Origin of the sequence: Vibrio sp. YYF0003, from assembly GCF_036350715.1 — a bacterium.
GTDB lineage: Bacteria > Pseudomonadota > Gammaproteobacteria > Enterobacterales > Vibrionaceae > Vibrio > Vibrio natriegens.
Genome location: NZ_JAZDWA010000009.1, coordinates 1 through 21,667 on the forward strand (window position 1 = coordinate 1; position 21,667 = coordinate 21,667).

The 21,667-nt window shown below is 44.4% G+C and carries 17 protein-coding genes, 1 tRNA gene and 1 pseudogene; 11 read left to right on the forward strand and 8 right to left on the reverse strand.

The genetic code is table 11. The features are described 5' to 3' along the window. Positions 1 to 397: 397 nt before the first annotated feature. Positions 398 to 1,651: an HD-GYP domain-containing protein gene (locus tag V1U08_RS20250; RefSeq protein WP_330471323.1), complete on the reverse strand. Its 1,254-nt coding sequence runs from the start codon at positions 1,649 to 1,651 to the stop codon at positions 398 to 400. Between the two features lie 300 nt (positions 1,652 to 1,951). Between V1U08_RS20250 and V1U08_RS20255 the strand changes: the two genes are divergently transcribed. Continuing rightward, a complete protein-coding gene (locus tag V1U08_RS20255; protein ID WP_330471324.1) occupies positions 1,952 to 2,626 on the forward strand; it encodes an SDR family oxidoreductase in 675 nt (224 codons plus the stop codon). A gap of 138 nt (positions 2,627 to 2,764) precedes the next feature. Here the strand turns inward: V1U08_RS20255 and V1U08_RS20260 are convergent, their stop codons facing one another. From V1U08_RS20260 to V1U08_RS20270, 3 genes are all read right to left on the reverse strand, one after another. Next, a complete protein-coding gene (locus V1U08_RS20260; protein ID WP_014233048.1) occupies positions 2,765 to 3,703 on the reverse strand; it encodes a bile acid:sodium symporter family protein in 939 nt (312 codons plus the stop codon). 735 nt (positions 3,704 to 4,438) lie between these two features. Further along, a tRNA-Leu gene (locus V1U08_RS20265) sits at positions 4,439 to 4,523 on the reverse strand. Positions 4,524 to 4,711: 188 nt separating this feature from the next. Next, the gene (locus tag V1U08_RS20270) at positions 4,712 to 5,377 is read right to left on the reverse strand and encodes an SDR family NAD(P)-dependent oxidoreductase (protein WP_330471325.1); all 666 of its coding nucleotides are present in this window, start codon (positions 5,375 to 5,377) and stop codon (positions 4,712 to 4,714) included. Between the two features lie 179 nt (positions 5,378 to 5,556). Here V1U08_RS20270 and V1U08_RS20275 point away from each other — a divergent pair, with 179 nt between their 5' ends. Together V1U08_RS20275 and V1U08_RS20280 are read left to right on the forward strand one after the other, a co-directional pair. After that, complete coding sequence (locus V1U08_RS20275) at positions 5,557 to 6,825, forward strand: DUF2254 domain-containing protein (RefSeq protein ID WP_330471326.1); 1,269 nt, start codon at positions 5,557 to 5,559, stop codon at positions 6,823 to 6,825. A gap of 193 nt (positions 6,826 to 7,018) precedes the next feature. Continuing rightward, positions 7,019 to 7,498, forward strand: a complete 480-nt coding sequence (locus V1U08_RS20280; protein WP_014233051.1) for an RDD family protein — start codon at positions 7,019 to 7,021, stop codon at positions 7,496 to 7,498. A gap of 31 nt (positions 7,499 to 7,529) precedes the next feature. Here the strand turns inward: V1U08_RS20280 and lptG are convergent, their stop codons facing one another. Beyond that, on the reverse strand, positions 7,530 to 8,600 hold the full coding sequence (gene lptG, locus V1U08_RS20285) for an LPS export ABC transporter permease LptG (RefSeq protein ID WP_014233052.1): 1,071 nt from the start codon (positions 8,598 to 8,600) through the stop codon (positions 7,530 to 7,532). A 3-nt stretch (positions 8,601 to 8,603) separates the two neighbouring features. Next, a complete protein-coding gene (lptF, locus tag V1U08_RS20290; RefSeq protein WP_020334475.1) occupies positions 8,604 to 9,704 on the reverse strand; it encodes an LPS export ABC transporter permease LptF in 1,101 nt (366 codons plus the stop codon). Positions 9,705 to 9,904: 200 nt separating this feature from the next. Here lptF and pepA point away from each other — a divergent pair, with 200 nt between their 5' ends. From pepA to V1U08_RS20315, 5 genes and pseudogenes are all read left to right on the forward strand, one after another. After that, a complete protein-coding gene (gene pepA, locus V1U08_RS20295) occupies positions 9,905 to 11,413 on the forward strand; it encodes a leucyl aminopeptidase (RefSeq protein ID WP_020334476.1) in 1,509 nt (502 codons plus the stop codon). A gap of 102 nt (positions 11,414 to 11,515) precedes the next feature. After that, the gene (locus V1U08_RS20300) at positions 11,516 to 11,965 is read left to right on the forward strand and encodes a DNA polymerase III subunit chi (protein ID WP_014233055.1); all 450 of its coding nucleotides are present in this window, start codon (positions 11,516 to 11,518) and stop codon (positions 11,963 to 11,965) included. A gap of 159 nt (positions 11,966 to 12,124) precedes the next feature. Next, positions 12,125 to 14,983 (forward strand): valine--tRNA ligase, encoded by a 2,859-nt coding sequence (locus tag V1U08_RS20305; RefSeq protein WP_330471327.1) that lies wholly within the window; start codon positions 12,125 to 12,127, stop codon positions 14,981 to 14,983. A gap of 203 nt (positions 14,984 to 15,186) precedes the next feature. Continuing rightward, positions 15,187 to 15,591, forward strand: coding sequence for a DUF2061 domain-containing protein (locus V1U08_RS20310; protein WP_065297407.1), 405 nt, complete (start codon positions 15,187 to 15,189; stop codon positions 15,589 to 15,591). A 69-nt stretch (positions 15,592 to 15,660) separates the two neighbouring features. After that, positions 15,661 to 16,131, forward strand: a pseudogene (locus V1U08_RS20315) (GNAT family N-acetyltransferase); the annotation flags it as partial. Positions 16,132 to 16,151: 20 nt separating this feature from the next. Here V1U08_RS20315 and V1U08_RS20320 read toward each other — a convergent pair. Then, positions 16,152 to 16,952, reverse strand: coding sequence for a glycosyl hydrolase 2 galactose-binding domain-containing protein (locus tag V1U08_RS20320; RefSeq protein WP_330471328.1), 801 nt, complete (start codon positions 16,950 to 16,952; stop codon positions 16,152 to 16,154). A gap of 146 nt (positions 16,953 to 17,098) precedes the next feature. Then, positions 17,099 to 17,515: a ribonuclease E inhibitor RraB gene (rraB, locus tag V1U08_RS20325; RefSeq protein WP_014233060.1), complete on the reverse strand. Its 417-nt coding sequence runs from the start codon at positions 17,513 to 17,515 to the stop codon at positions 17,099 to 17,101. Positions 17,516 to 18,073: 558 nt separating this feature from the next. Here rraB and arcA point away from each other — a divergent pair. From arcA to pyrB, 3 genes are all read left to right on the forward strand, one after another. Next, the gene (arcA, locus tag V1U08_RS20330) at positions 18,074 to 19,297 is read left to right on the forward strand and encodes an arginine deiminase (protein ID WP_014233061.1); all 1,224 of its coding nucleotides are present in this window, start codon (positions 18,074 to 18,076) and stop codon (positions 19,295 to 19,297) included. Between the two features lie 150 nt (positions 19,298 to 19,447). After that, on the forward strand, positions 19,448 to 20,452 hold the full coding sequence (locus V1U08_RS20335; RefSeq protein WP_330471329.1) for an ornithine carbamoyltransferase: 1,005 nt from the start codon (positions 19,448 to 19,450) through the stop codon (positions 20,450 to 20,452). A 273-nt stretch (positions 20,453 to 20,725) separates the two neighbouring features. After that, on the forward strand, positions 20,726 to 21,655 hold the full coding sequence (gene pyrB, locus V1U08_RS20340; protein ID WP_330471330.1) for an aspartate carbamoyltransferase: 930 nt from the start codon (positions 20,726 to 20,728) through the stop codon (positions 21,653 to 21,655). The last annotated feature ends 12 nt before the right edge of the window (positions 21,656 to 21,667 follow it).

Below are 21,667 nucleotides of genomic sequence, written 5' to 3' on the forward strand. Positions count from 1 at the left end.
GTATCATTGAAACCTAATTTGAAACCGAAGTTTCTAATTGGATTATCATCAACGAGTGCCCACACAGATTGATAGGTCTATATTGTTAAAGAGCTTGCTTTGCGAGAAACTTTTCTCTCAAAGCGGAGGTGCATTCTAGCGATTTAATTGTAAGTGTCAAACACTTTTTTCAACTAATTTTTCGTAGAAGCTTTTTACCTCTCCGACCCTGCTGAAGCCTTATCGCGTCTGCCGTGTCGGTGGATGCGCATTATAGGGAGAAGAATTTCTTTGGCAATACTAAAAATGCAATTATTTCAAAAAAACATGCCAAGTGGACATTTTCCATCCAACCTTAAAATTACCCCAAAATAACACTCAGCATTTCTACATATTACCCACAAAACCCTGTGGATAACTAAGCGTCAGTATCGAAGAAGTATGAAATTCGAGAACGCGGATTAAGATACTCTTTTATATTCTCTGGCAGTTTAGAAGGATGTATTGCGTTTACTATCCTTAAATCCTTCGACGCTAAATCAAGTATTGGGGCTTGGGTTCTCGGTACTGAGGGGTCATAAACCAAAACATTAGGGAGTAATAGATTCGAAGCATTCACTGAGATAACTAACCCAATCATGTTATTGGTCAGCTGTACGACTGTTCCCGGTGGGAAGACGCCCATAAACTTAATCAGGAATTTGAGGTTTTCTTCTTTATATAGATGTTTGCAATTCTTATATAGATGGGAAAGTGCGGTATACGGGATCTTTTGTTCTGAAGTAATTCTCGTATGACACAAGTTATCAAATGCATTTGCGACAATAATGATTTGGGCAAACTCGTTTATCTCATCACCTTGCAACCCCTTAGGGTAGCCAGAGCCGTCTCTTAACTCATGATGCTGCTCAATAACTGTCTTTGCCGTTTCAGGAAAGTCCTCTATTTGGTTAGCCAGATCCAAACCATACTTAGTATGCAGCTTTAAATAGTTCTCTTCGGGAACTGTCAGTGGTTCTTGTTTTCTTAATATAGCTGTTGGAATTTTCACTTTACCCATATCGTGAAACAATGCGGCAAAGGACAGCTCTTTCAATTGTTCAGCAGAGTAACCTTTTGCTCGTCCAATCATCATCGCGATAACCGCAACATTCAGCGAGTGAAAATAGATATCTTCATATTCGTTTTTGCCATTCATGAGATGCAGCGTGACATTATCGTCACACATTAACTTATCTACGATATCTTCGGTTAGCTGCTTTGCTTCGTTAACCGCAGCGACCGGACGATTACGAATTTTCATCATTACTGAGCGCATACGAGCGAGAGAACGCTCAAACTCTTTTTCACATTGAATCACTCTGCGTCGATAAGCACTCAGCTTTTCTATTCGTTTCTGCTTCTCTTGCCATAATGCTTTCGTTTCTAGATCTAACGAATCATCGCTCTTTACTTTATCTTCCCTATCTTGGTTGACAGGTAAGGGCAATGAATCGCTTTGCTCAGGATTAAAGTACACGAACTTAACGCCAAGGTGACGAATCATCTCAACTTGTCCCTGATCTTTAATTTTAAAGCTATTAAGTAAGAATGGGTGATCGTTCCATTTCAACGGTAGACGGATATGTAACCCTGGCTGAATGCGATCTACGGTAAGTTTAATTGCTGCCACTATTCACTACTGACTGGGGTTTCAATATAAGCCCTCAATTTTAAGGGAATTTATAATAAAATTCATCAGTAATGATTATCAATGAGATCAATAGTATTCATCACCTAATTGCCACTACTTCTACCAAGTGAAATAACGCTTTTTCTATATTAAAAGATGATGCTTCAAAGCAGAAACTTTGGTCGGTGTTCAGTCACAAATCAATCGCTATCTCAGTTGTAAAGGCTTACTTCCATTTATCGTTCTATTTAAGCAAGGCATAATAAATTTGAACATTCTTTAAAAACCCGGAGTCAGTAAATGAAAATTCTCGTTACAGGTGCCAGCAGCGGTATAGGATTTGAGCTAGTAAAACAGCTCTGCGCGGAACATCACGAAGTTTTTGCTACAGGCAGAAATAAGAATAAGTTAACAGAGCTACATCAACTGACTGGTTGTAAGTTTGCCTCCTATGATCTCACTGAGTCTCAGCAAGTGATGGATATGTTCAAGCAAGCGACTGAAGAACTAGGCGGGCTGGATGTCCTCATTAACAACGCAGGCATGAATACTCGTAAATGTGCAATTGATGAGTTTTCGCTAGAAGAGTTTGAACAGCAGTACGCGATCAACTTAAGAGCGCCTGCAATTCTATGTAGAGAAGCGCTATCGTTAATGAAAGAGCAGAAGTCGGGCTACATCATTAACGTCACCAGTACCGTTGCCAAACGGGCGAGCGAAACGATGGCGGTTTACACAACCATGAAACAAGGGTTAGCAGGTTTTACTGGCGTGCTAATGAAAGAAGCTCAACCTCATGGTATTAAAGTTACCAACTTATACCCAGGCGGCACTGATACCAACTTTAGGGCAGCCAGCCGACCTGAGTACATGCAACCCGAAAGCGTGGCTCGTACTATTTTAGGGTTATTAAAGCTTCCGGAAGATGTGGTGGTACATGAAATGATCTTTAGACCGCTTGTTGAACTTGAATAGCTCAACCGAAAGCACCTATTACCCCCTGAGTAAGATTTAGTATTCAGGGGATAACAGGTGTTTGAAGCCTCAGTAAATACCTAACAAGATAAATACCTCAGCCGATAACTTAACTTGATACTTGTTAATCAGTTGAACCTATAGGCTATTAGTTACAGCTTTAGCTTTACGAGCCTTTTTGCTTGCCCAGTATCCAGCTAATAGAGAACCTGAAATGTTGTGCCAAACTGAGAATATTGTTCCGGCAATTGCCGATGCTGGTGAGAAGAACTTCATTGCGAGCGCCGTAGCCAAACCTGAGTTCTGTAATCCCACTTCAAATGCAATTGTCCGACAAGTCGATTCATTAAAGCCAAGTAGACGACAACAATAGTAGCCCGCCGTCAAACCTAGGCCATTGTGTAAAATGACGGCCAAAGCTACCAATGGCCCAATGGTATTTAAGTTTTCAGCGTTTAAAGCCACAACGATGGCGATAATAACGACGATAGCGAGCATTGATATCAACGGTAATATCGCATTGACCTTAGCAACGGCTTTAGGAATAAAGGTGTTAATAATGACGCCTATTGAGACAGGAAGTAGTACGATCTTAACTAAGCTCATCAACATCCCAGAAACAGGCACATCAACACTTTGACCAATCAACCCTTCTACAAGTAATGGCGTTAATATCACGCCTAATAATGTAGATATAGCCGTCATTGAAATGGAAAGCGCAACATCACCTTTGGCCAGAAATACCATTACGTTAGAGGATGTTCCACCAGCAACGCTACCAACCAGTACCATGCCGACAGTAAGCTCCGTACTAAACCCTAATAAGAAGCTGATGAGCAAAGCGGCAAGAGGCATAATTAAAAACTGAAGAAATACACCAACACCCACCGCCTTTTTATGCTTGAGAACATTGAGGAAATCACTAGGAGATAAACTGATTCCCATAGCAAGCATGATAATCGTAAGTAAAGGGACGATTTGAGATTTTAAATCGACGAAGAGACTTGGTGAAAAGTAAGCGGTTAAGGCGAATATAACTGCCCAAACAGGGAACAGTTGGGTTAATCTCCCTATCATTTAGATGGTCCTTTTCTTTTAATAGTGATGTTGGCACTCCACCAAACTTTGCCTTTTAGTAACAAAGTTTATGACGCCAAAATGTAGATAGTTAAGACGAGCATCTTTTCACATATCTCATTATCAAAAAAGACAACCATACCAATACGGTTTGATATTTCATCATTAAACATAGAGAGCTCAGCATTGCACCAAAGTAGTGAAAGTCACTAGTGCAAAGTTTGCAAACTTCCAGACCATACTAGTGAATACAACTTTCTCTTGGATAGCCTTCCTCTACCTTCGGCGAGCTTAACCAAAAACCTCCAGCGCCAGAAAAATATCGCGAACTTACCTCCGAACCAAACTAGTACACGGAAATGGCAACCGATGAACCAAATCATGAATCATCAGCAAAGTGAGGAAAAAGTTTATAGATAAAACTGGGCAAGCCTTAGATTTTCAAACGCCTAAAACGACGAAAAGTCGCTATAAAGCGACCTTTCTAATATGGTACTGGTGGGCGACTTGACTGGGCTTGCATCCAAGCCGCCACGATGGATTTGAATTCACAAACTCCAGAAACAACAAAGCCCCGACTTTCGTCGAGGCTCTGTCTTAAAATATGGTACCGGTGGGCGGACTGATTGGACAGGCATTCCTGCCGCCACCGCGAAGGCAACGCTTGAACGTCAATTTCAATTTTCAAACGCCCAAAACGACGAAAGGCCGCTATAAAAGCGACCTTTCTTTGTATGGTACCGGTGGGCGGACTTGAACCGCCACGCCCGAAGGCAACGGATTTTGAATCCGTCGTGTATACCAATTTCACCACACCGGCATCTCTGGGCTATTGCCCTTTGATGTCTGGCATTATACGTAAGCTTTTGACCTGCGCAAGCAGAAAAACCTTTAATAACTATCGTTTGCTGATAATTTCGCCACAAACTGTGACAAAGGAGAGCTCGAACCCCGTAATCTTATCTCCGCCCACCTAGTTTACAGCTATCTTCCCAATATCTATGGCGTTTATAACCTGTTAACCGTGATATCAGAAACATAGCCGTTACCGATGCTCGACACCGCATCATGAATCATTTGGGCCGCATCTTCTGCTTTCATAAAACTGCTGAGATCTAATGACTTGCCACTGGTTTCCCAAAACTCCGTCGCCATCCCTCCCGGATAGACCGCAATAATTTTCATTGGTTTGCCTTTTAGTTCTAAACGAACAGACTCTATCAGACCTTTTACCGCCCACTTAACTGCGCAGTATGTGGACTCCTGAGCTTTCGGTTGTTGCGATGCAGTCGACATAATCACAACCACATTTACCGAGTGATCCTTGTAACGCTTAACCAACTCTCGCAAGACATTAATGGCAGAATTAAGGTTGTTGTTAATCAACTTTTGAATCTGTTCTGGCTCTTGATCTTCCAACAGCCCAAAATAACCACTTCCCGCACTATGAATCACTGTTTGGGGAGGCTGGTCTAATTGATCAAATAATTGTCCAACATCCTGATGCAAAGAGAGATCACAAGCTTGGTAACCAATGTTGTTAGATAGTCTGTTTGTGATTTCAGAGAGCTTACCCTCGCTTCGTCCCGTAAGGTATGTTGGCTGACCATCTGAATCGTAAAGCTTAGCCAACTCAGCCCCAAGTCCGCTACTAGCGCCTGTAATTAGAATCATTTTTTTACCTCTCTACTTCACACCATCTGTACGTTTGAAAATATGCTGATATACGTGCCTTTTCATTATGACTCATCAAACATTAATCAGACTTCAAAAAATTTAACCTATGCTTTAACAATACTAACGTTTTGAATTTTATATCCACTTTCGAATTATTGTTCGATAGGAGTCAGAGAATGACAGGATCTAAATGGCAGTGGTTGTTAAAACAGGTAACCCGCAAACTATGGGTTCGAACATCATTATTCGCCTTACTTGCGGTCGCTACCGCTTTGATGTCGATTGTTCTAAACGAATTCGTCGTACTGCCTCCCGCGATTAACGTCAGCAGTGAACTACTGAATAACATACTCAATATTCTGGCGACCTCAATGTTGGCGGTAACTACCTTTTCGCTCAATATCATGGTCTCAGCCTACACCGCCGCCAGTGCGGGAGTGACACCAAGAGCCACGAAGCTATTAATGGAAGACAGCACAACGCAAAATGCACTGGCGACGTTTCTCGGTTCGTTCTTATTTAGTCTGGTGGGGATTATCGCGCTTGGTGTTGGTGCCTATCACGAACAGGCGCGCATCTATCTGTTCATCGTGACTATGGTTGTCATCGTGATGATCATACTTACGCTGTTGCGCTGGATTCAGCACTTATCGGTACTTGGAAGAGTTTCAGAAACAACGTCAAAAGTCGAACAAGCTCTGATAAGTGCGATTCGCAAGCGTGGAAATGAGCCTTGGCTTGGAGCCCGCCCCTGGAGTCACCCTGAGCATAAACCTAGGGGAAGCAAACCTATTTACAGCCAAGAAATTGGTTACTTACAGCATATTGATATGCACCATCTTGACAGCATTGCCGAAGAGAACCAATGTACTATTTACATAGAACGTCAGCCGGGTAACTTTGTTTACTCAGGGCAACCCATCGCTTGGTTATGTGGAGAGCTAGAAGAAGAAAGCGAAGTTAGCGCAGCTTTCACCATTCGAACAGAGCGTTCCTTCGACCAAGACCCTCGTTTTGGCTTGGTCGTTTTGGCGGAAATAGCTTCAAGAGCACTCTCCCCTGCAGTCAATGACAACGGCACCGCCATTGATGTACTCGGGCGCGCTATAAGGGCATTGTCACTTTGGGGGGAGTTACTAAAGCAAAGACCCATAAAAACGCGTTTTCCTCGATTGTTTGTGCCTTCATTAAGCTGCCAAGATTTGTTTGATGATGTCTTTTTGCCGATAGCACATGATGGCGCAGCACAACTCCAAGTTCAGATTCGCTTGCAAAAATCATTGTTAGCGATATCGAGCATGCATCCCAAATTCTTCGCATCTCCGGCCCAAAAACTGTCAGAAAAAGCATTGGAACTCGCAATGTCTCAACATTATACCGAAGACGAAAAACACCAACTATCTCAGCTTTCTCATCAGGTAATAGACCAGAAATTTCATGGCTGAAAACCAAAACGATTCGAACTGAATTGAAGAATTCCCAATACATTCTCTCTTATCCCCGCCCCTATCAACGATAAGTACGGCTGTAAAAGGCTGGATTTCGCCACAATTGGAGACTCTGTGCGTTGGCTCTCTTTTCACATGGGGAGGGAATCTATATTCTGACGCACAATTTGTTAAGGTAAGTGATGGAATTATGACTACTTCTACAACTCTTCCAACGGCAGGACTCTTTCGTCGATTAGCTGCTTTGGTCTATGACTCGTTGATTGTCATTGCGATAGAAATGATGGCAGCCGGCGTGGTTATGGCCATTGTCTTTGCACTCAATGCCGCAGGGTTACTGAGCTATGGGGAATATGTCGATGCTGCGGATATGTTATCGAAGCACCCTGTAATAAGCCCAATCTTTACGCTGTATTTAGCGGTAGTTTGGATCTATTTCTTTGTTTTCTTCTGGACTCGCGCAGGTCAAACACTTGGTATGCGTGCCTGGAAACTTCAAGTACGTAACGCCGCTGACGATGCACCAATCACTGTTACTCAAGCGCTGATTCGTATTGCAACTTCAGGCTTCGGTTTAGCCAACCTGACGGTACCCATCGATCCGCAGAAACGCGGTTTCCACGACATGTGGGCCAAAACTAAAGTGGTTGTGTTACCGAAAGCACAATAAAAAAGGAAGGCATTGGCCTTCCTTTTTCTTTTTACAATTTTCTTCTTAGTAGCGATACCGCAATAGCAAGGAATACCAGGCTTGGTGCCAATGCGCCAAACACGGGAGGTATCCCGTATACCAGAGTCAACGGTCCGAAAAACTCACTGGAAATATAGAAAGTAAAGCCAGCGACTACCCCTGACAACACCCTTGCGCCCATCGTCACGCTGCGCAGCGGACCAAATACAAACGACAACGCCATCAACATCATGACCGCAATGGAGAGAGGTTGAGTCAGTTTACGCCAGAACGCAAGCTCGTAACGTGAAGCATCCTGTTCTGATGCTTTCAAGTAGGTCACGTAATCGTACAAGCCGCTAAGTGATAACTCTTCTGGCTTAACCGTCACAACGGCAAGCTTGTCTGGCGCAAGTGACGTTTGCCATTCCATTTGGTCGACACTTTGCTTGGATATCACGGTCTCACCTTGCATATCGGTGATTTGCACGTCTTTCATGACCCAGTTGTTGTCTTGCTCATAATCCACTTCTTCAGCAAAAATCACTTTCTGGAGGTTCTTATCCTCATCGAAGCGCCACATATTCAGCGCATACAATTTGTCGTCTTCGACTTTGCCGATAAAGATAAAATCGTTCGCATCCCGAGCCCAAACTCCGGCCCGGACGGACACAATACTACCGCCAGATATTGCAAAGGAGCGTAGGTCACGAGCCATCTTTTGAGCTTCTGGCGCGCCCCACTGACCAAGCGTCATAACAATAAGCATTAAAGGCACGGCGGTTTTCAATACGGATAAACCGATATCCAATTTAGAAAAACCTGCAGCCTGCATAACCACCAGCTCAGAGCTTGATGCTAGCATCCCCAAACCAATCAAAGCGCCCAGCAGTGCCGCCATTGGGAAAAACATTTCAATGTCGCGAGGAATACTCAACAGTACAAAGTAAAGAGCATGCATTAGGTCATACACACCTCGACCAACTTTACGCAACTGTTCTACGTATTTGATGATGCCAGACAAGCCAACAAAGGTGGCCAAAACCAAGGCTGTGGTCGAAATAATGGTTCTACCGATATAAAGGTCTAAGATTTTGAACACGGCTTACGCTAGCCTCTTCTTGCGGAATTTTTCTTTCATTCGTCGAGCTGGAACGCTGTCCATCATGTTAGCCAAAATAGCGACTATTAGTAACATCGCATTGATTGGCCACATTCCAACGGTCGTCGGTATAGAGCCATCTTCCAGTGCCGATTTCGTTGCGCTGATCGCCAGGAAGTAAGCCAAATAAATCAGAATCGCTGGGCCCATTTTGGCGAATCGTCCCTGACGCGGGTTAACTGCAGACAGTGGAATAACCAACATCGTGAGCAATGGAATACATACAAACAGTGAAATTCGCCATTGCAGCTCAGCTTGCGCTTCAGGATCCGGGTGACCAATCAAATCGGCCGTAGGGTAAGCTTCCCAGTCCCTGCCTTTCTTTTTCACTTCGCGCTGACCAATCACCCCTTCGTACTGATCGAACTTGGTGATCATATACTCCACGCGAGTAGGCACACCTTCATAGCGCGTACCTTCTTTCATCGTGATGATCTGTCGTCCATCTGACAGCTCTTTCACTTCGCCTGAAGAAGAAAACATCACGCTAGGCAGAACAGAATCCCGAGGGCGCATCTGGGCAACAAACACATTGCTCAGCGTGTTGTCTTTAATATCATCGATGAACACCACAGAAGAGCCATCTGGCGTACCCTGGAATTGGCCTTTTTGAAGAAGGTCGACGCTATTTTCAGCCGCAACCTGCTCGTAGAGCTGTTCCACTCTTTCTTGCGACCATGGTGATAACCAAAGAGCGTTAAATGCCGCCACAGCAGAAGTAATCAGAGCTAAGTAAAGTGCCGCTTGCACCAAAAACTTGTTTCCGATCCCCGTCGCATTCATAACGACAATTTCACTCTCCGCATAAAGACGACCAAAAGTGATCAATATGCCGATATACAAACTCAACGGCAGCATCAATAAGCCCATTGCTGGCATATTCAAACCAACAATTGAGAAGATCAATCCAGCTGGAATATCCCCGTCAGAAGCGTCTGCGAGAACACTAATGAACTTTTGGCTCAGAAACACCAAAAAAAGTACGAAAAAGATCGCAAATTGACTCTTGAGTGTTTCGCGGATCAAATATCTAACAATAATCACGCTGAAATTACCTATACAAAACTTGTTTTTTTGGTCGAATCACTATAGTTTCCCGTTGAACCATTTATTTTTTGAAAAATTATAAACTAAATGTTAGTCGCTTAATTAGCTCTGCATGTAAGCCTGGAGCTAAAATTCAACAAGTAAGCGATCATTATCTAACATTTAGAGCAATTTGTCTTCAGGATGTAGGAGTACGCATGGAGTTCAGTGTAAAAAGTGGCAGTCCAGAGAAACAACGTAGCGCATGTATCGTTGTTGGTGTGTTTGAACCACGTCGCCTTTCTCCAGTAGCCGAACAACTTGATAAAATCAGTGACGGTTACATCAGTTCATTACTTCGCCGTGGTGATCTAGAGGGTAAACCTGGCCAGATGCTACTACTGCATCAAGTACCAGGAGTGTTGTCAGAACGCGTTTTACTTGTCGGTTGTGGTAAAGAACGTGAGCTAGGCGAGCGCCAGTACAAGGAAATCATTCAAAAGACGATCAGTACACTTAACGAAACTGGCTCAATGGAAGCCGTATGTTTTCTGACTGAGCTGCACGTTAAAGGCCGCGACACTTACTGGAAAGTTCGTCAGGCAGTTGAAGCGACTAAAGATGGTCTGTACACATTTAACCAGTTCAAGAGCGTTAAGCCAGAAACTCGCCGCCCACTGCGTAAGCTTGTTTTCAACGTACCAACTCGTCGTGAATTGAGCCTGGGTGAAAAAGCGATCACTCATGGTCTTGCTATCGCGTCTGGCGTAAAAGCGTCAAAAGACCTTGGCAACATGCCACCAAACGTAGCAAACCCAGCATACCTTGCGTCACAAGCTCGTCGTCTAGCAGACGATTACGAAACCGTGACCACCAAAATCATTGGTGAGCAAGAGATGGAAAAACTGGGCATGACATCATACCTAGCGGTAGGTCGTGGTTCGAAAAACGAATCTATGATGTCAATCATCGAGTACAAGGGTAACCCTGACTCAGATGCAAAACCGATTGTACTGGTTGGTAAAGGCCTAACGTTCGATTCAGGCGGTATCTCACTGAAACCTGGTGAAGGTATGGATGAGATGAAGTACGACATGTGTGGTGCGGCATCTGTATTCGGTACAATGAAAGCGTTGGCGAAACTAAACCTGCCTATTAACGTGATTGGTGTTCTGGCTGGCTGTGAAAACATGCCGGGTAGCAACGCTTACCGTCCAGGTGATATTTTAACAACGATGTCTGGTCAAACCGTTGAAGTACTTAATACTGACGCGGAAGGCCGTTTGGTTCTTTGTGACGCACTAACTTATGTAGAGCGTTTCGAACCAGATTGTGTGGTAGACGTTGCTACGCTAACAGGTGCTTGTGTTATCGCACTTGGTCACCATATCAGTGGCGTACTTTCAAACCATAACCCACTTGCACATGAGCTGGTAAACGCTTCTGAGCAAGCAAGTGACCGTGCATGGCGTCTACCTATGGCAGACGAGTACCACGAGCAGCTGAAGAGCCCATTTGCTGACATGCAAAACATAGGCGGTCGTCCTGCTGGTACTATCACTGCTGGTTGTTTCTTGTCAAAATTTGCTAAAAAGTACAACTGGGCACACTTGGACATCGCAGGTACTGCTTGGAAATCAGGCGCAGCGAAAGGCTCAACAGGCCGTCCTGTCTCAATGCTAGTCCAATTCCTTTTGAACCGCAGCGGCCAAGAGACAGAAGAATAATTTCTGAACTAAATCGAAAAGGGCCGCAAGGCCCTTTTTTATTGTCACCATATTCTCTATAACAAGAGTCGTAAGGTGAGATCAGAACTAAGCGAGAGAATGATGCAAACCGCAACTTTCTACATCATCAAAGAAGACAGCCCACAAGCGCAGCTCACTGGCTTTGAAGAGTATGTTGTATTTTTGGCTCAGCACTTTGCCCGCCAAGGCGCTAAAGTATATCTGAACTGCAACGACAAAATGCATGCCGAGCAGCTCGCTGAAGCTTTCTGGCAAATTGATGCAGACAAGTTCATGGCACATAATCTCGTAGGTGAAGGCCCTAAATACGCCACCAACATTGAAATTGGGCATCATGGTGTAAAACCGTCTTGGAATCGCCAATTAGTAATTAATTTGGCGGAAAATGAGACAACCTTTGCGAACAAGTTTGCTCAAGTGGTAGACTTCGTGCCCTGCGAAGAAAAAGCTAAACAGCTCGCAAGAGAAAGATATAAAATTTACCGACAAGCAGGCTACCAACTGCAGACGATAGAAATTCAATATCCTTAAGGGTCAATCCTTATAGTTAAGCTCTCTCTTTAGAGAGTTCACTTATAGAGATTGACTAAGATTTACCATTAACCAGAATCAAACCTCTAAATAGTTGAGCTTCGATTAAGGCAGTTAAAGCCACAATCAGCCCAAATATGACGAGGAAAAATGAGCGCTATGGAAAAGACATATAACCCAACTTCAATCGAACAAGCTCTGTATCAGACTTGGGAAGAGAAAGGCTACTTCAAGCCACACGGTGACACTACTAAAGAATCATACAGCATCATGATCCCGCCACCGAACGTCACTGGTAGCCTACACATGGGCCACGCGTTCCAAGATACGATCATGGATACGCTTATCCGTTGTGAACGTATGAAGGGTAAAAACACCCTTTGGCAAGTAGGTACTGACCACGCTGGTATCGCAACTCAGATGGTTGTTGAGCGCAAGATCGCGGCAGAAGAAGGCAAAACCAAAAACGATTACGGTCGTGAAGCTTTCATTGACAAAATCTGGGAATGGAAAGGTGAATCTGGTGGCACCATCACTAAACAGCTACGTCGTCTTGGCGCGTCAGTAGACTGGGATCGTGAACGCTTTACGATGGATGATGGCCTGTCAAATGCAGTACAGGAAGTTTTTGTTCGTCTGTACGAAGATGACCTAATCTACCGTGGTAAGCGTCTGGTTAACTGGGATCCAAAGCTACACACAGCAATCTCAGATCTAGAAGTAGAAAACAAAGACACTAAAGGCAACATGTGGCATTTCCGCTACCCACTAGCGGATGGCGTAAAAACGGCTGACGGTAAAGATTACATCGTCGTTGCAACCACTCGTCCAGAAACCGTGCTTGGTGATACCGGTGTTGCTGTAAACCCAGAAGATCCACGTTACAAAGATCTTATCGGTAAAGAAATCATTCTTCCTATCGTTGACCGTCGCATCCCTATCGTAGGTGACGAGCACGCGGATATGGAAAAAGGCACTGGTTGTGTGAAAATCACACCTGCACACGACTTCAATGACTACGAAGTTGGTAAGCGCCACCAGCTACCAATGATCAACATTTTGACTTTTGACGCGAACATCCGTGACGCGGCTGAAGTATTCAACACCAACGGCGAAGCAAGCGACGCATACAGCACAGAGCTTCCAGCTAAATACCATGGCATGGAGCGTTTTGCTGCTCGTAAAGCTGTTGTTGCTGAATTCGACGAGCTAGGCCTACTTGAAGAAGTGAAAGATCACGATCTACAAGTTCCTTACGGTGACCGTGGTGGCGTGGTTATCGAACCAATGCTAACTGACCAATGGTACGTACGTACTGCGCCTCTAGCGAAAACAGCGGTTGAAGCAGTTGAAAACGGCGACATCCAGTTCGTGCCTAAACAATACGAAAACATGTACTTCTCTTGGATGCGTGACGTTCAAGACTGGTGTATCTCTCGTCAGCTATGGTGGGGTCACCGTATCCCAGCTTGGTACGACAACCAAGGCAACGTTTACGTAGGCCGTACTGAGGAAGAAGTTCGTAACAACAACAACCTAGAGTCAGTCATTGAGCTTCACCAAGACGAAGACGTACTGGATACCTGGTTCTCTTCTGCTCTATGGACGTTCGGTACTCAAGGTTGGCCAGAGCAAACTGACGATCTGAAAGTATTCCACCCTTCAGACGTACTAGTCACTGGTTTCGACATCATCTTCTTCTGGGTTGCGCGCATGATCATGATGACCATGCACTTCGTGAAAGACGAAGACGGCAAGCCACAAGTACCATTCAAAACCGTTTACGTTACCGGTCTAATCCGTGACGAAAACGGCGACAAGATGTCTAAGTCGAAAGGTAACGTACTTGACCCAATCGACATGATCGATGGTATCGACCTAGAGTCTCTGGTTGAGAAGCGTACTGGCAACATGATGCAGCCTCAGCTAGCGAAGAAGATCGAGAAGAACACTCGTAAGACGTTTGAAAACGGTATCGAAGCATACGGTACAGACGCACTGCGTTTCACACTTGCAGCAATGGCATCAACAGGTCGCGATATCAACTGGGATATGAAGCGTCTTGAAGGTTACCGTAACTTCTGTAACAAACTATGGAACGCTAGCCGTTACGTAATGATGAACACAGAAGAGCAAGATTGTGGCTTCAACGGTGGTGACATTGAATACTCACTAGCGGACAAGTGGATCGAGTCTCAGTTTGAACTAGCAGCGAAAGCGTTCAACAACCATATCGACAACTTCCGTCTGGATATGGCGTCGAACACGCTTTACGAATTCATCTGGAACCAATTCTGTGACTGGTACCTAGAGCTAACGAAACCTGTTCTATGGAAAGGCACTGAAGCGCAGCAACGTGGTACTCGTCGTACGCTAATCACGGTTCTTGAGAAAACGCTACGTCTGGCTCACCCAGTGATTCCTTACATCACAGAGACTATCTGGCAAAGCATCAAGCCACTAGTAGATGGTGTTGAAGGTGAAACAATCATGCTTCAAGCTCTACCTCAATTCGACGAAGCGAACTTCCATCAAGAAGCGCTAGACGACATCGAGTGGGTTAAAGCGTTCATCACTAGCATCCGTAACCTACGTGCTGAGTACGACATCAACCCGGGTAAACCACTTGATGTAATGCTAAAAGCAGCAAGCAAAGAAGATGCGACTCGTCTAGAAGCGAACAAGCAAGTACTGATGTCTCTGGCGAAGCTAGAAGCGGTACGCGTTCTTGAAGCTGGCGAAGAAACACCAGCGTGTGCGACAGCATTGGTTGGTAAGTCTGAGCTGATGATCCCAATGGCGGGCCTTATCGACAAAGATGCAGAACTTGCGCGTCTTGATGGCGAAATCAAGAAAACGCACGGCGAGATCAAGCGTATTGAAGGCAAACTTGGTAACGAAGGCTTCGTAGCGAAAGCACCTGAAGCGGTTGTTGCTAAAGAGCGTGAGAAGCTTGAAGGCTACAAAGAAACACTGGCTAAGCTAGAAGAGCAAAAAACCACAATTGCAGCTCTTTAATCGCTAAAGCAAAACAGAAGCCAAATGCTTCTATGCTTGAATCAAAAAGGTTGGTCATCAAGGCCAACCTTTTTTGTATCTTCCCTTCGCAACGCACTCATTGATAGCTTTCCCCTATTGAATTAATACTCACCACCCATTGGCGACAATGAGAATTATTATCGATAATAAACTCATCGAAACAAACACGATGAGTAATTATCATGAAAAAGACACTAACTTTCGCTGCATTACATTTTACTATCGCATTTAGTGTCGCTTACGTACTTACTGGCGACATCTTGATTGGTAGTTTAATTGCCATGATCGAGCCATCAGTAAACACGGTCGCTTTCTACTTTCATGAAAAAGCTTGGACAAGTGTTCCCGCTTTAAAAGCTCGTCAATTCATGACCAAGCTAAAAACCGCAAGTTTCGCAACAGTACACTTTAGCGTAGCGTTTACGGTGGTTTACTTGTTAACGGGTGATGCATTCATTGGTGGTGTCATGGCAATGTTAGAGCCATCTATAAACACGGTGGCGTACTATTTCCACGAGAAAGTTTGGTTACGTAAATCTGCAAACCAAACACCTTCATCTCACTTTGGTTTGCATCGACATGCCTAACCGCAATATATTGAGCCCTTAAGGGCTCATTTTTGTAGGCAAAGCATGGAACAAATAGCACACTTCACTCTCCGCTCTCTCACACCAGAAGATAACCCAAACATAGCAAGCGTCATTCGTCAGGTCTCAGCAGAGTATGGACTCACCGCTGACAAAGGCTATGGCGTGGCAGACCCAACACTAGATGACATGTATTCTGTCTACAACCAACAAGGCGCAGCGTATTGGGTGATTGAGCACAATGGTGTGATCGTTGGTGGTGGAGGTTTTGCGCCACTGGCAGGAGAGCCTAACGTGTGCGAGCTACAAAAGATGTACTTCTTACCACAAACTCGTGGGTACGGGCTGGCAAAACGTATTGTGGCTCTGAGTCTGCAATTAGCAAAGCAACTTGGTTATCAGAAGTGTTATTTGGAAACCACCGAGTGCTTAAAAGAAGCCATTGGTTTGTATGAGAAGTTGGGGTTTGAGCATTTAGATGCCCCGCTTGGACAAACAGGGCATGATGCGTGTGAAGTCGTGATGCTCAAATCGCTATAAGAATTTAAGCACACCCAATTTTAGAGTACTAAGTGGGTAACACAAAGATCCTGGCTTAATGCCACTGAAAAATCTTGGCGTTGCCCATCTAGCTCTACTGACAATTGGTAGAGATCGCTTGGATTTGGGTTATTGAGATCAGCGTATTTTGGCGCTTCGATCTGAAACAGAGCGCTAGCATGCTCAGCACGCACATCAATTGGTATGTGGTAAGTCATGCCGTTGAATTTGACCGATGCAGAAACCAACCCCGGTGCGAATGTTTGATAATAAAGATCAACCTTAAACTCACAACCACCACCATGGTGCCAGATCTGCTCAGTGGCAACGCGCTCTAAACGAACGTTGCGAATAAATTGTAGGTAAGGCTCCCGCCATACACCTATGCGATCGTCGCTTTTCTTATACTCTTGATCGGTAAGAGCGCACAGTTCCGGCCGATCTTCCTCAAACAGTAAGTCTTCTTCTTCCTCTAAGAATAAAATCTCAAAGCGGTTACGTCCCATCTGCATGAACGGACGAATGTCTTTCTTATACACATTCTGAGTACCATCGCAGTCAAACAGTGCCACGCCGTTCAACCGTACTTCGGCATGGTAGTCGACGCCACCTAATACCATTTCTACCGCAGGGAATGCCATCATGGACTCATCCACTTCAATATCATGCATTAAGTGCCATTCTTGCTGACAGATTACTTCTTCTGACAATTCATCGGGAAGTACCTGACTTAATGGAGCCGGGAAAGTGATGTCATCCTGAGGGATAGATAGGTCCGTAAGTGGAGAGACTTGCCATAAACCGGCGAGTGACTGTTGCATATACACCTTGAGCTAGATCAATTTTCTACGCATTATGGTAAAAAAACCACACAAGCTCAATGTGAATTAGTTTCATACCTTATCGTTATCAATTGTTAGACATAAAAAAACCAGCTAAATAGCTGGCTTTTTCAATCAAGGAGAGACTATTCTTCGTCTTCATCATCTTCGTCAGAGTATAGAGCGTCTTCGCCCTCGTAATAGGTACCCCAACCGTCATAAATAATGTCGTACTTTTCAGCGAGATGAACCAGCTTCTCAACTTGAGCATCAATTGCTTCTGCATCGAGTGCAGATTCCATCGTCGCATCACAGCAAAGTAGTTTGTTGCCGTCTTCGTCTTCTGTCTCTTCTGCTTCAAGTACTTCAAAGCCCATCTTAAATGCTTCAACAACCGCTTTTTCTAGCGTATCGAAATCTTCTGCAAATAGGTGGTGCTCAATTTCGTATAGCGAATCTGGATCGCTGCCATCTTCTAGCAATGCTGCAATGATATCGCGAGTCTCTTCCTTTTGAATCTCAATTAATTCTTCTACTGATAGATATTCATCTTCGTGAGACATGTTTTGGCTCCAGATTAGTTACTTGGTGGAAACGATCCGGTGAAATATGGCACGGATTGCGACGAAAAGCCACTAACAAACACCAAACCACAGTGATTGTTGTCAATTATTCCTTGATAAATATTAAACCCCTCTCACAAGGTCACAAAAAGTTAACAAGAAATGCTGTTTTGTAATATTCAGAAGATCCTAATTCGCATAAATAGGGCACAAACCAGCTCTCAATGCGTGTTTATGGTCCTATATTGAATACCGAGACGCCTTGCATTCTCTACTCAGCGAATAAAGAGAACCCCAAAATGCATATTTTAGAATATATATGCACATTTTATGCACTAAGCATGTAATATGCTCAAGTCAGACCAAAAGAATAAAAACGCACTTAACGCCAAAGCATAAAAACAACACAAAAAACCACCAATAGTATCCAATATCAACAAATCTGGATTTTTAATTTAAAATTAAAACGATTAACAAAATATTATCAAAGTTAACTAACTTGCATCTTATCCATAAGGTTGTCATAAATAGCGGCTGGTAAATCTGTAAGGACACAAAATGAGTAAGCTGTACGTTGGATCAGAAGTTGGTCAATTAAGACGAGTTCTTTTAAATCGCCCTGAGCGCGCCCTAACCCACTTAACGCCATCTAACTGTCATGAGTTATTGTTTGATGATGTTCTTGCGGTAGAAGCAGCAGGCGAAGAGCATGATGCTTTCGCTCGTACTTTACGCGACCAAGATGTAGAAGTACTTCTACTTCACGATTTACTAGTCGAAACCCTCGCGGTTCCAGAAGCGAAAAAGTGGCTATTGGATACTCAGATCTCTGATTTCCGTTACGGCCCGACCTTTGCCCGTGATCTTCGCGCGTATTTTACAGAGATGGACAATGAACACCTTGCTTCAGTATTGCTAGGTGGCTTGGCCTACTCTGAGCTCCCTATCAAATCATCTTCTATGCTACCGAAGATGCGTCGCCCTCTAGACTTTGTTATTGAACCATTGCCAAACCATCTATTTACCCGCGATACATCTTGCTGGGTATACGGCGGTGTTTCTCTGAACCCAATGATGATGCCTGCACGTCAACGCGAAACAAACCATTTGCGTGCAATTTACCGCTGGCACCCAATCTTTGCAGGTCAAGACTTCATTAAATACTTTGGCGATGAAGACCTACACTACGATAACGCTAACGTTGAAGGCGGTGATGTTCTGGTTATCGGTAAAGGCGCAGTTCTGGTAGGTATGTCTGAACGTACCACAGCGCAAGGTGTAGAAAACTTGGCTGCTAACCTGTTTAAAGCGGGTCAGGCAACAGAAGTGATTGCGATTGATCTTCCTAAACACCGTTCATGTATGCACCTGGATACGGTCATGACACACATGGATGTCGATACCTTCTCTGTTTACCCAGAGATCATGCGTAAAGATCTGGATACATGGCGTCTGACTCCGAAAGGCACTGACGGTGAAATGAATGTTGAAGCATCGCACAACTACCTACATGCGATTGAATCAGCACTTGGCTTAGATCAGCTGAAAATCATCACAACCGGTGGTGACAGCTACGAAGCAGAGCGTGAACAGTGGAATGATGCCAACAACGTCCTGACCGTGAAACCAGGTGTGGTAATTGGTTACGAACGTAACGTCTACACCAACGAGAAGTACGATAAAGCCGGCATTCAAGTATTGACGGTACCAGGTAACGAGTTAGGTCGTGGCCGTGGTGGTGCTCGCTGTATGAGCTGTCCGATTGAACGAGACGATATTTAATCTCTTTCCGAATCAGTGAATAAAAACTAAGGTTGATGTGAATACATCAACCTTTTTTAGTTTTTAATTAAAATAATTATTCACAATAAAAGCATTTATATGTTTTAATGCAGTGATTCAAAATCAATCACACGTACAAAGGGACGAGCTATGGCTTTCAATTTACGAAATCGCAACTTTTTGAAGCTGTTGGATTTCTCAACCAAAGAAATCCAGTTCTTGCTCGAACTGTCTGCAGAGCTAAAAAAAGCGAAATATGCAGGAACAGAGCAGAAGAAACTCCAAGGTAAAAACATTGCACTCATCTTTGAGAAATCTTCTACTCGAACCCGATGTGCGTTCGAAGTTGCGGCCTTTGATCAGGGCGCTCAGGTCTCATATATTGGTCCTTCTGGCTCACAAATCGGCCACAAAGAATCAATGAAAGATACCGCGCGTGTATTGGGCCGTATGTATGATGGTATCGAATACCGTGGTTTTGGTCAGGCGATCGTGGAAGATCTCGGTGCTTACGCAGGCGTTCCAGTCTGGAATGGCCTAACCGATGAATTCCATCCGACGCAAATCCTCGCTGACTTCCTAACCATGCAAGAGCATGGACGTGGGAAGAAACTGCATGACATCACCTTTGCCTACCTAGGTGACGCTCGCAATAACATGGGTAACTCACTGATGGTCGGCGCAGCTAAAATGGGCATGAATATTCGTCTTATTGCGCCAAAAGCGTTCTGGCCTGAAGAAGAGCTTGTTGCCACATGTCAGGAAATCGCGCAGCAAACAGGTGCCAAGATCACTCTGACCGAAAGCGTTGAAGAAGGCGTTAAGGGCTGTGACTTCTTGTATACCGATGTTTGGGTATCGATGGGTGAATCTGCAGAAGCTTGGGATGAACGTGTTGCCCTAATGAAGCCTTACCAAATCAATATGGATGTGATTAAACAGACCGGCAATCCACATGTGAAGTTTATGCACTGTCTACCCGCTTTCCACAATGATGAAACCACCGTCGGTAAAGAAGTGGCTGAGAAATACGGCATGAAAGGTTTAGAAGTGACGGAAGACGTGTTTGAGTCTGAATATTCTATCGTCTTCGATGAAGCAGAAAACCGCATGCACACGATCAAAGCCGTGATGGTGGCAACGCTGGGAAGTTAACGGATTTTAGTAACAAAAACCATGATGTAATCGCTTGCACTAGTAAAAGTTAGGCGTATAATGCTCGGCAATTTGTCTGAGGATTAAGAAATGACCACGCTGATTGCTGCCGTAACAACGCGATTTGCTCTAACTAAGCGACTACGCTTGCGTGGTGTTATTTTCGTTAATTCTATCGATTTTTAAACCTCCCTATTTGGGAGGTTTTTTTATGTCCAAAATTCCTCAAGGTTAATTTTGGAGATAGTCATCACTGTTATAGGGAAGAAGATCATGGCGAACTCGCTTTACCAGAAGCACATCATCTCTATTCCAGAGCTTTCACGTGAAGAGCTGGAACTTATTGTCGCAACCGCAGGTAGCCTGAAAAAGAAACCTCAACCAGAACTGATTAAAAATAAAGTCGTTGCGAGCTGTTTCTTTGAGCCATCAACACGCACACGCCTGTCGTTTGAGACGGCAATTCAACGTGTGGGCGGCGACGTCATTGGTTTTGATAACGATGGAAATACTTCATTGGCGAAGAAAGGCGAAACCCTTTCTGATTCCGTACAAGTCATCTCTTCGTATGTAGACGCTTTCGTGATGCGTCACCCTCAGGAAGGTGCTGCACGTCTGGCGTCTGAGTTTTCAAACGGCGTACCGGTGATTAACGCAGGTGACGGTGCAAACCAGCATCCAACTCAAACTCTGCTAGACCTTTACACCATCGCAGAAACGCAAGGCCGCTTAGATAACCTTAATGTGGCATTCGTTGGTGACTTAAAATACGGTCGCACCGTTCACTCACTGACTCAGGCTCTGGCGAAGTTCAATAACATCCGCTTCTTCTTTATCGCTCCTGAAGCACTGGCAATGCCTGACTACCTTTGTGAAGAACTGGATGAAGCTGGTATTGAATACACCCTGCTCACTGACATGGAAACCGTCATTCCTGAGCTTGATATCCTCTACATGACCCGCGTACAGAAAGAGCGTTTTGATGAGTCAGAATACGCACACATAAAATCCGCTTACATCCTGACAGCCGCAATGCTGGAAGGCGCACGCGAAAACCTTAAAGTACTGCACCCTCTACCACGTGTAGATGAAATCACAACGGATGTTGATAAAACACCGCACGCTTACTACTTCCAGCAGGCTCAAAACGGCGTATACGCCCGTCAGGCTTTGTTGGCGCTAGTTCTTAACGAAACACTGTAATCGAGGAGAAAA

Excerpts from the sequence above, each read along its gene's own strand:
- rraB (WP_014233060.1), bottom strand. The coding sequence starts at position 17,515 with ATGTCTCACGAAGATGAATATCTATCAGTAGAAGAATTAATTGAGATT.
- pepA (WP_020334476.1), top strand. The coding sequence starts at position 9,905 with ATGGAGTTCAGTGTAAAAAGTGGCAGTCCAGAGAAACAACGTAGCGCA.
- V1U08_RS20260 (WP_014233048.1), bottom strand. The coding sequence starts at position 3,703 with ATGATAGGGAGATTAACCCAACTGTTCCCTGTTTGGGCAGTTATATTC.
- V1U08_RS20255 (WP_330471324.1), top strand. The coding sequence starts at position 1,952 with ATGAAAATTCTCGTTACAGGTGCCAGCAGCGGTATAGGATTTGAGCTA.
- pyrB (WP_330471330.1), top strand. The coding sequence starts at position 20,726 with ATGGCGAACTCGCTTTACCAGAAGCACATCATCTCTATTCCAGAGCTT.
- V1U08_RS20335 (WP_330471329.1), top strand. The coding sequence starts at position 19,448 with ATGGCTTTCAATTTACGAAATCGCAACTTTTTGAAGCTGTTGGATTTC.
- V1U08_RS20275 (WP_330471326.1), top strand. The coding sequence starts at position 5,557 with ATGACAGGATCTAAATGGCAGTGGTTGTTAAAACAGGTAACCCGCAAA.
- V1U08_RS20300 (WP_014233055.1), top strand. The coding sequence starts at position 11,516 with ATGCAAACCGCAACTTTCTACATCATCAAAGAAGACAGCCCACAAGCG.
- V1U08_RS20305 (WP_330471327.1), top strand. The coding sequence starts at position 12,125 with ATGGAAAAGACATATAACCCAACTTCAATCGAACAAGCTCTGTATCAG.
- V1U08_RS20270 (WP_330471325.1), bottom strand. The coding sequence starts at position 5,377 with ATGATTCTAATTACAGGCGCTAGTAGCGGACTTGGGGCTGAGTTGGCT.
- arcA (WP_014233061.1), top strand. The coding sequence starts at position 18,074 with ATGAGTAAGCTGTACGTTGGATCAGAAGTTGGTCAATTAAGACGAGTT.
- V1U08_RS20280 (WP_014233051.1), top strand. The coding sequence starts at position 7,019 with ATGACTACTTCTACAACTCTTCCAACGGCAGGACTCTTTCGTCGATTA.
- V1U08_RS20320 (WP_330471328.1), bottom strand. The coding sequence starts at position 16,952 with ATGCAACAGTCACTCGCCGGTTTATGGCAAGTCTCTCCACTTACGGAC.
- V1U08_RS20310 (WP_065297407.1), top strand. The coding sequence starts at position 15,187 with ATGAAAAAGACACTAACTTTCGCTGCATTACATTTTACTATCGCATTT.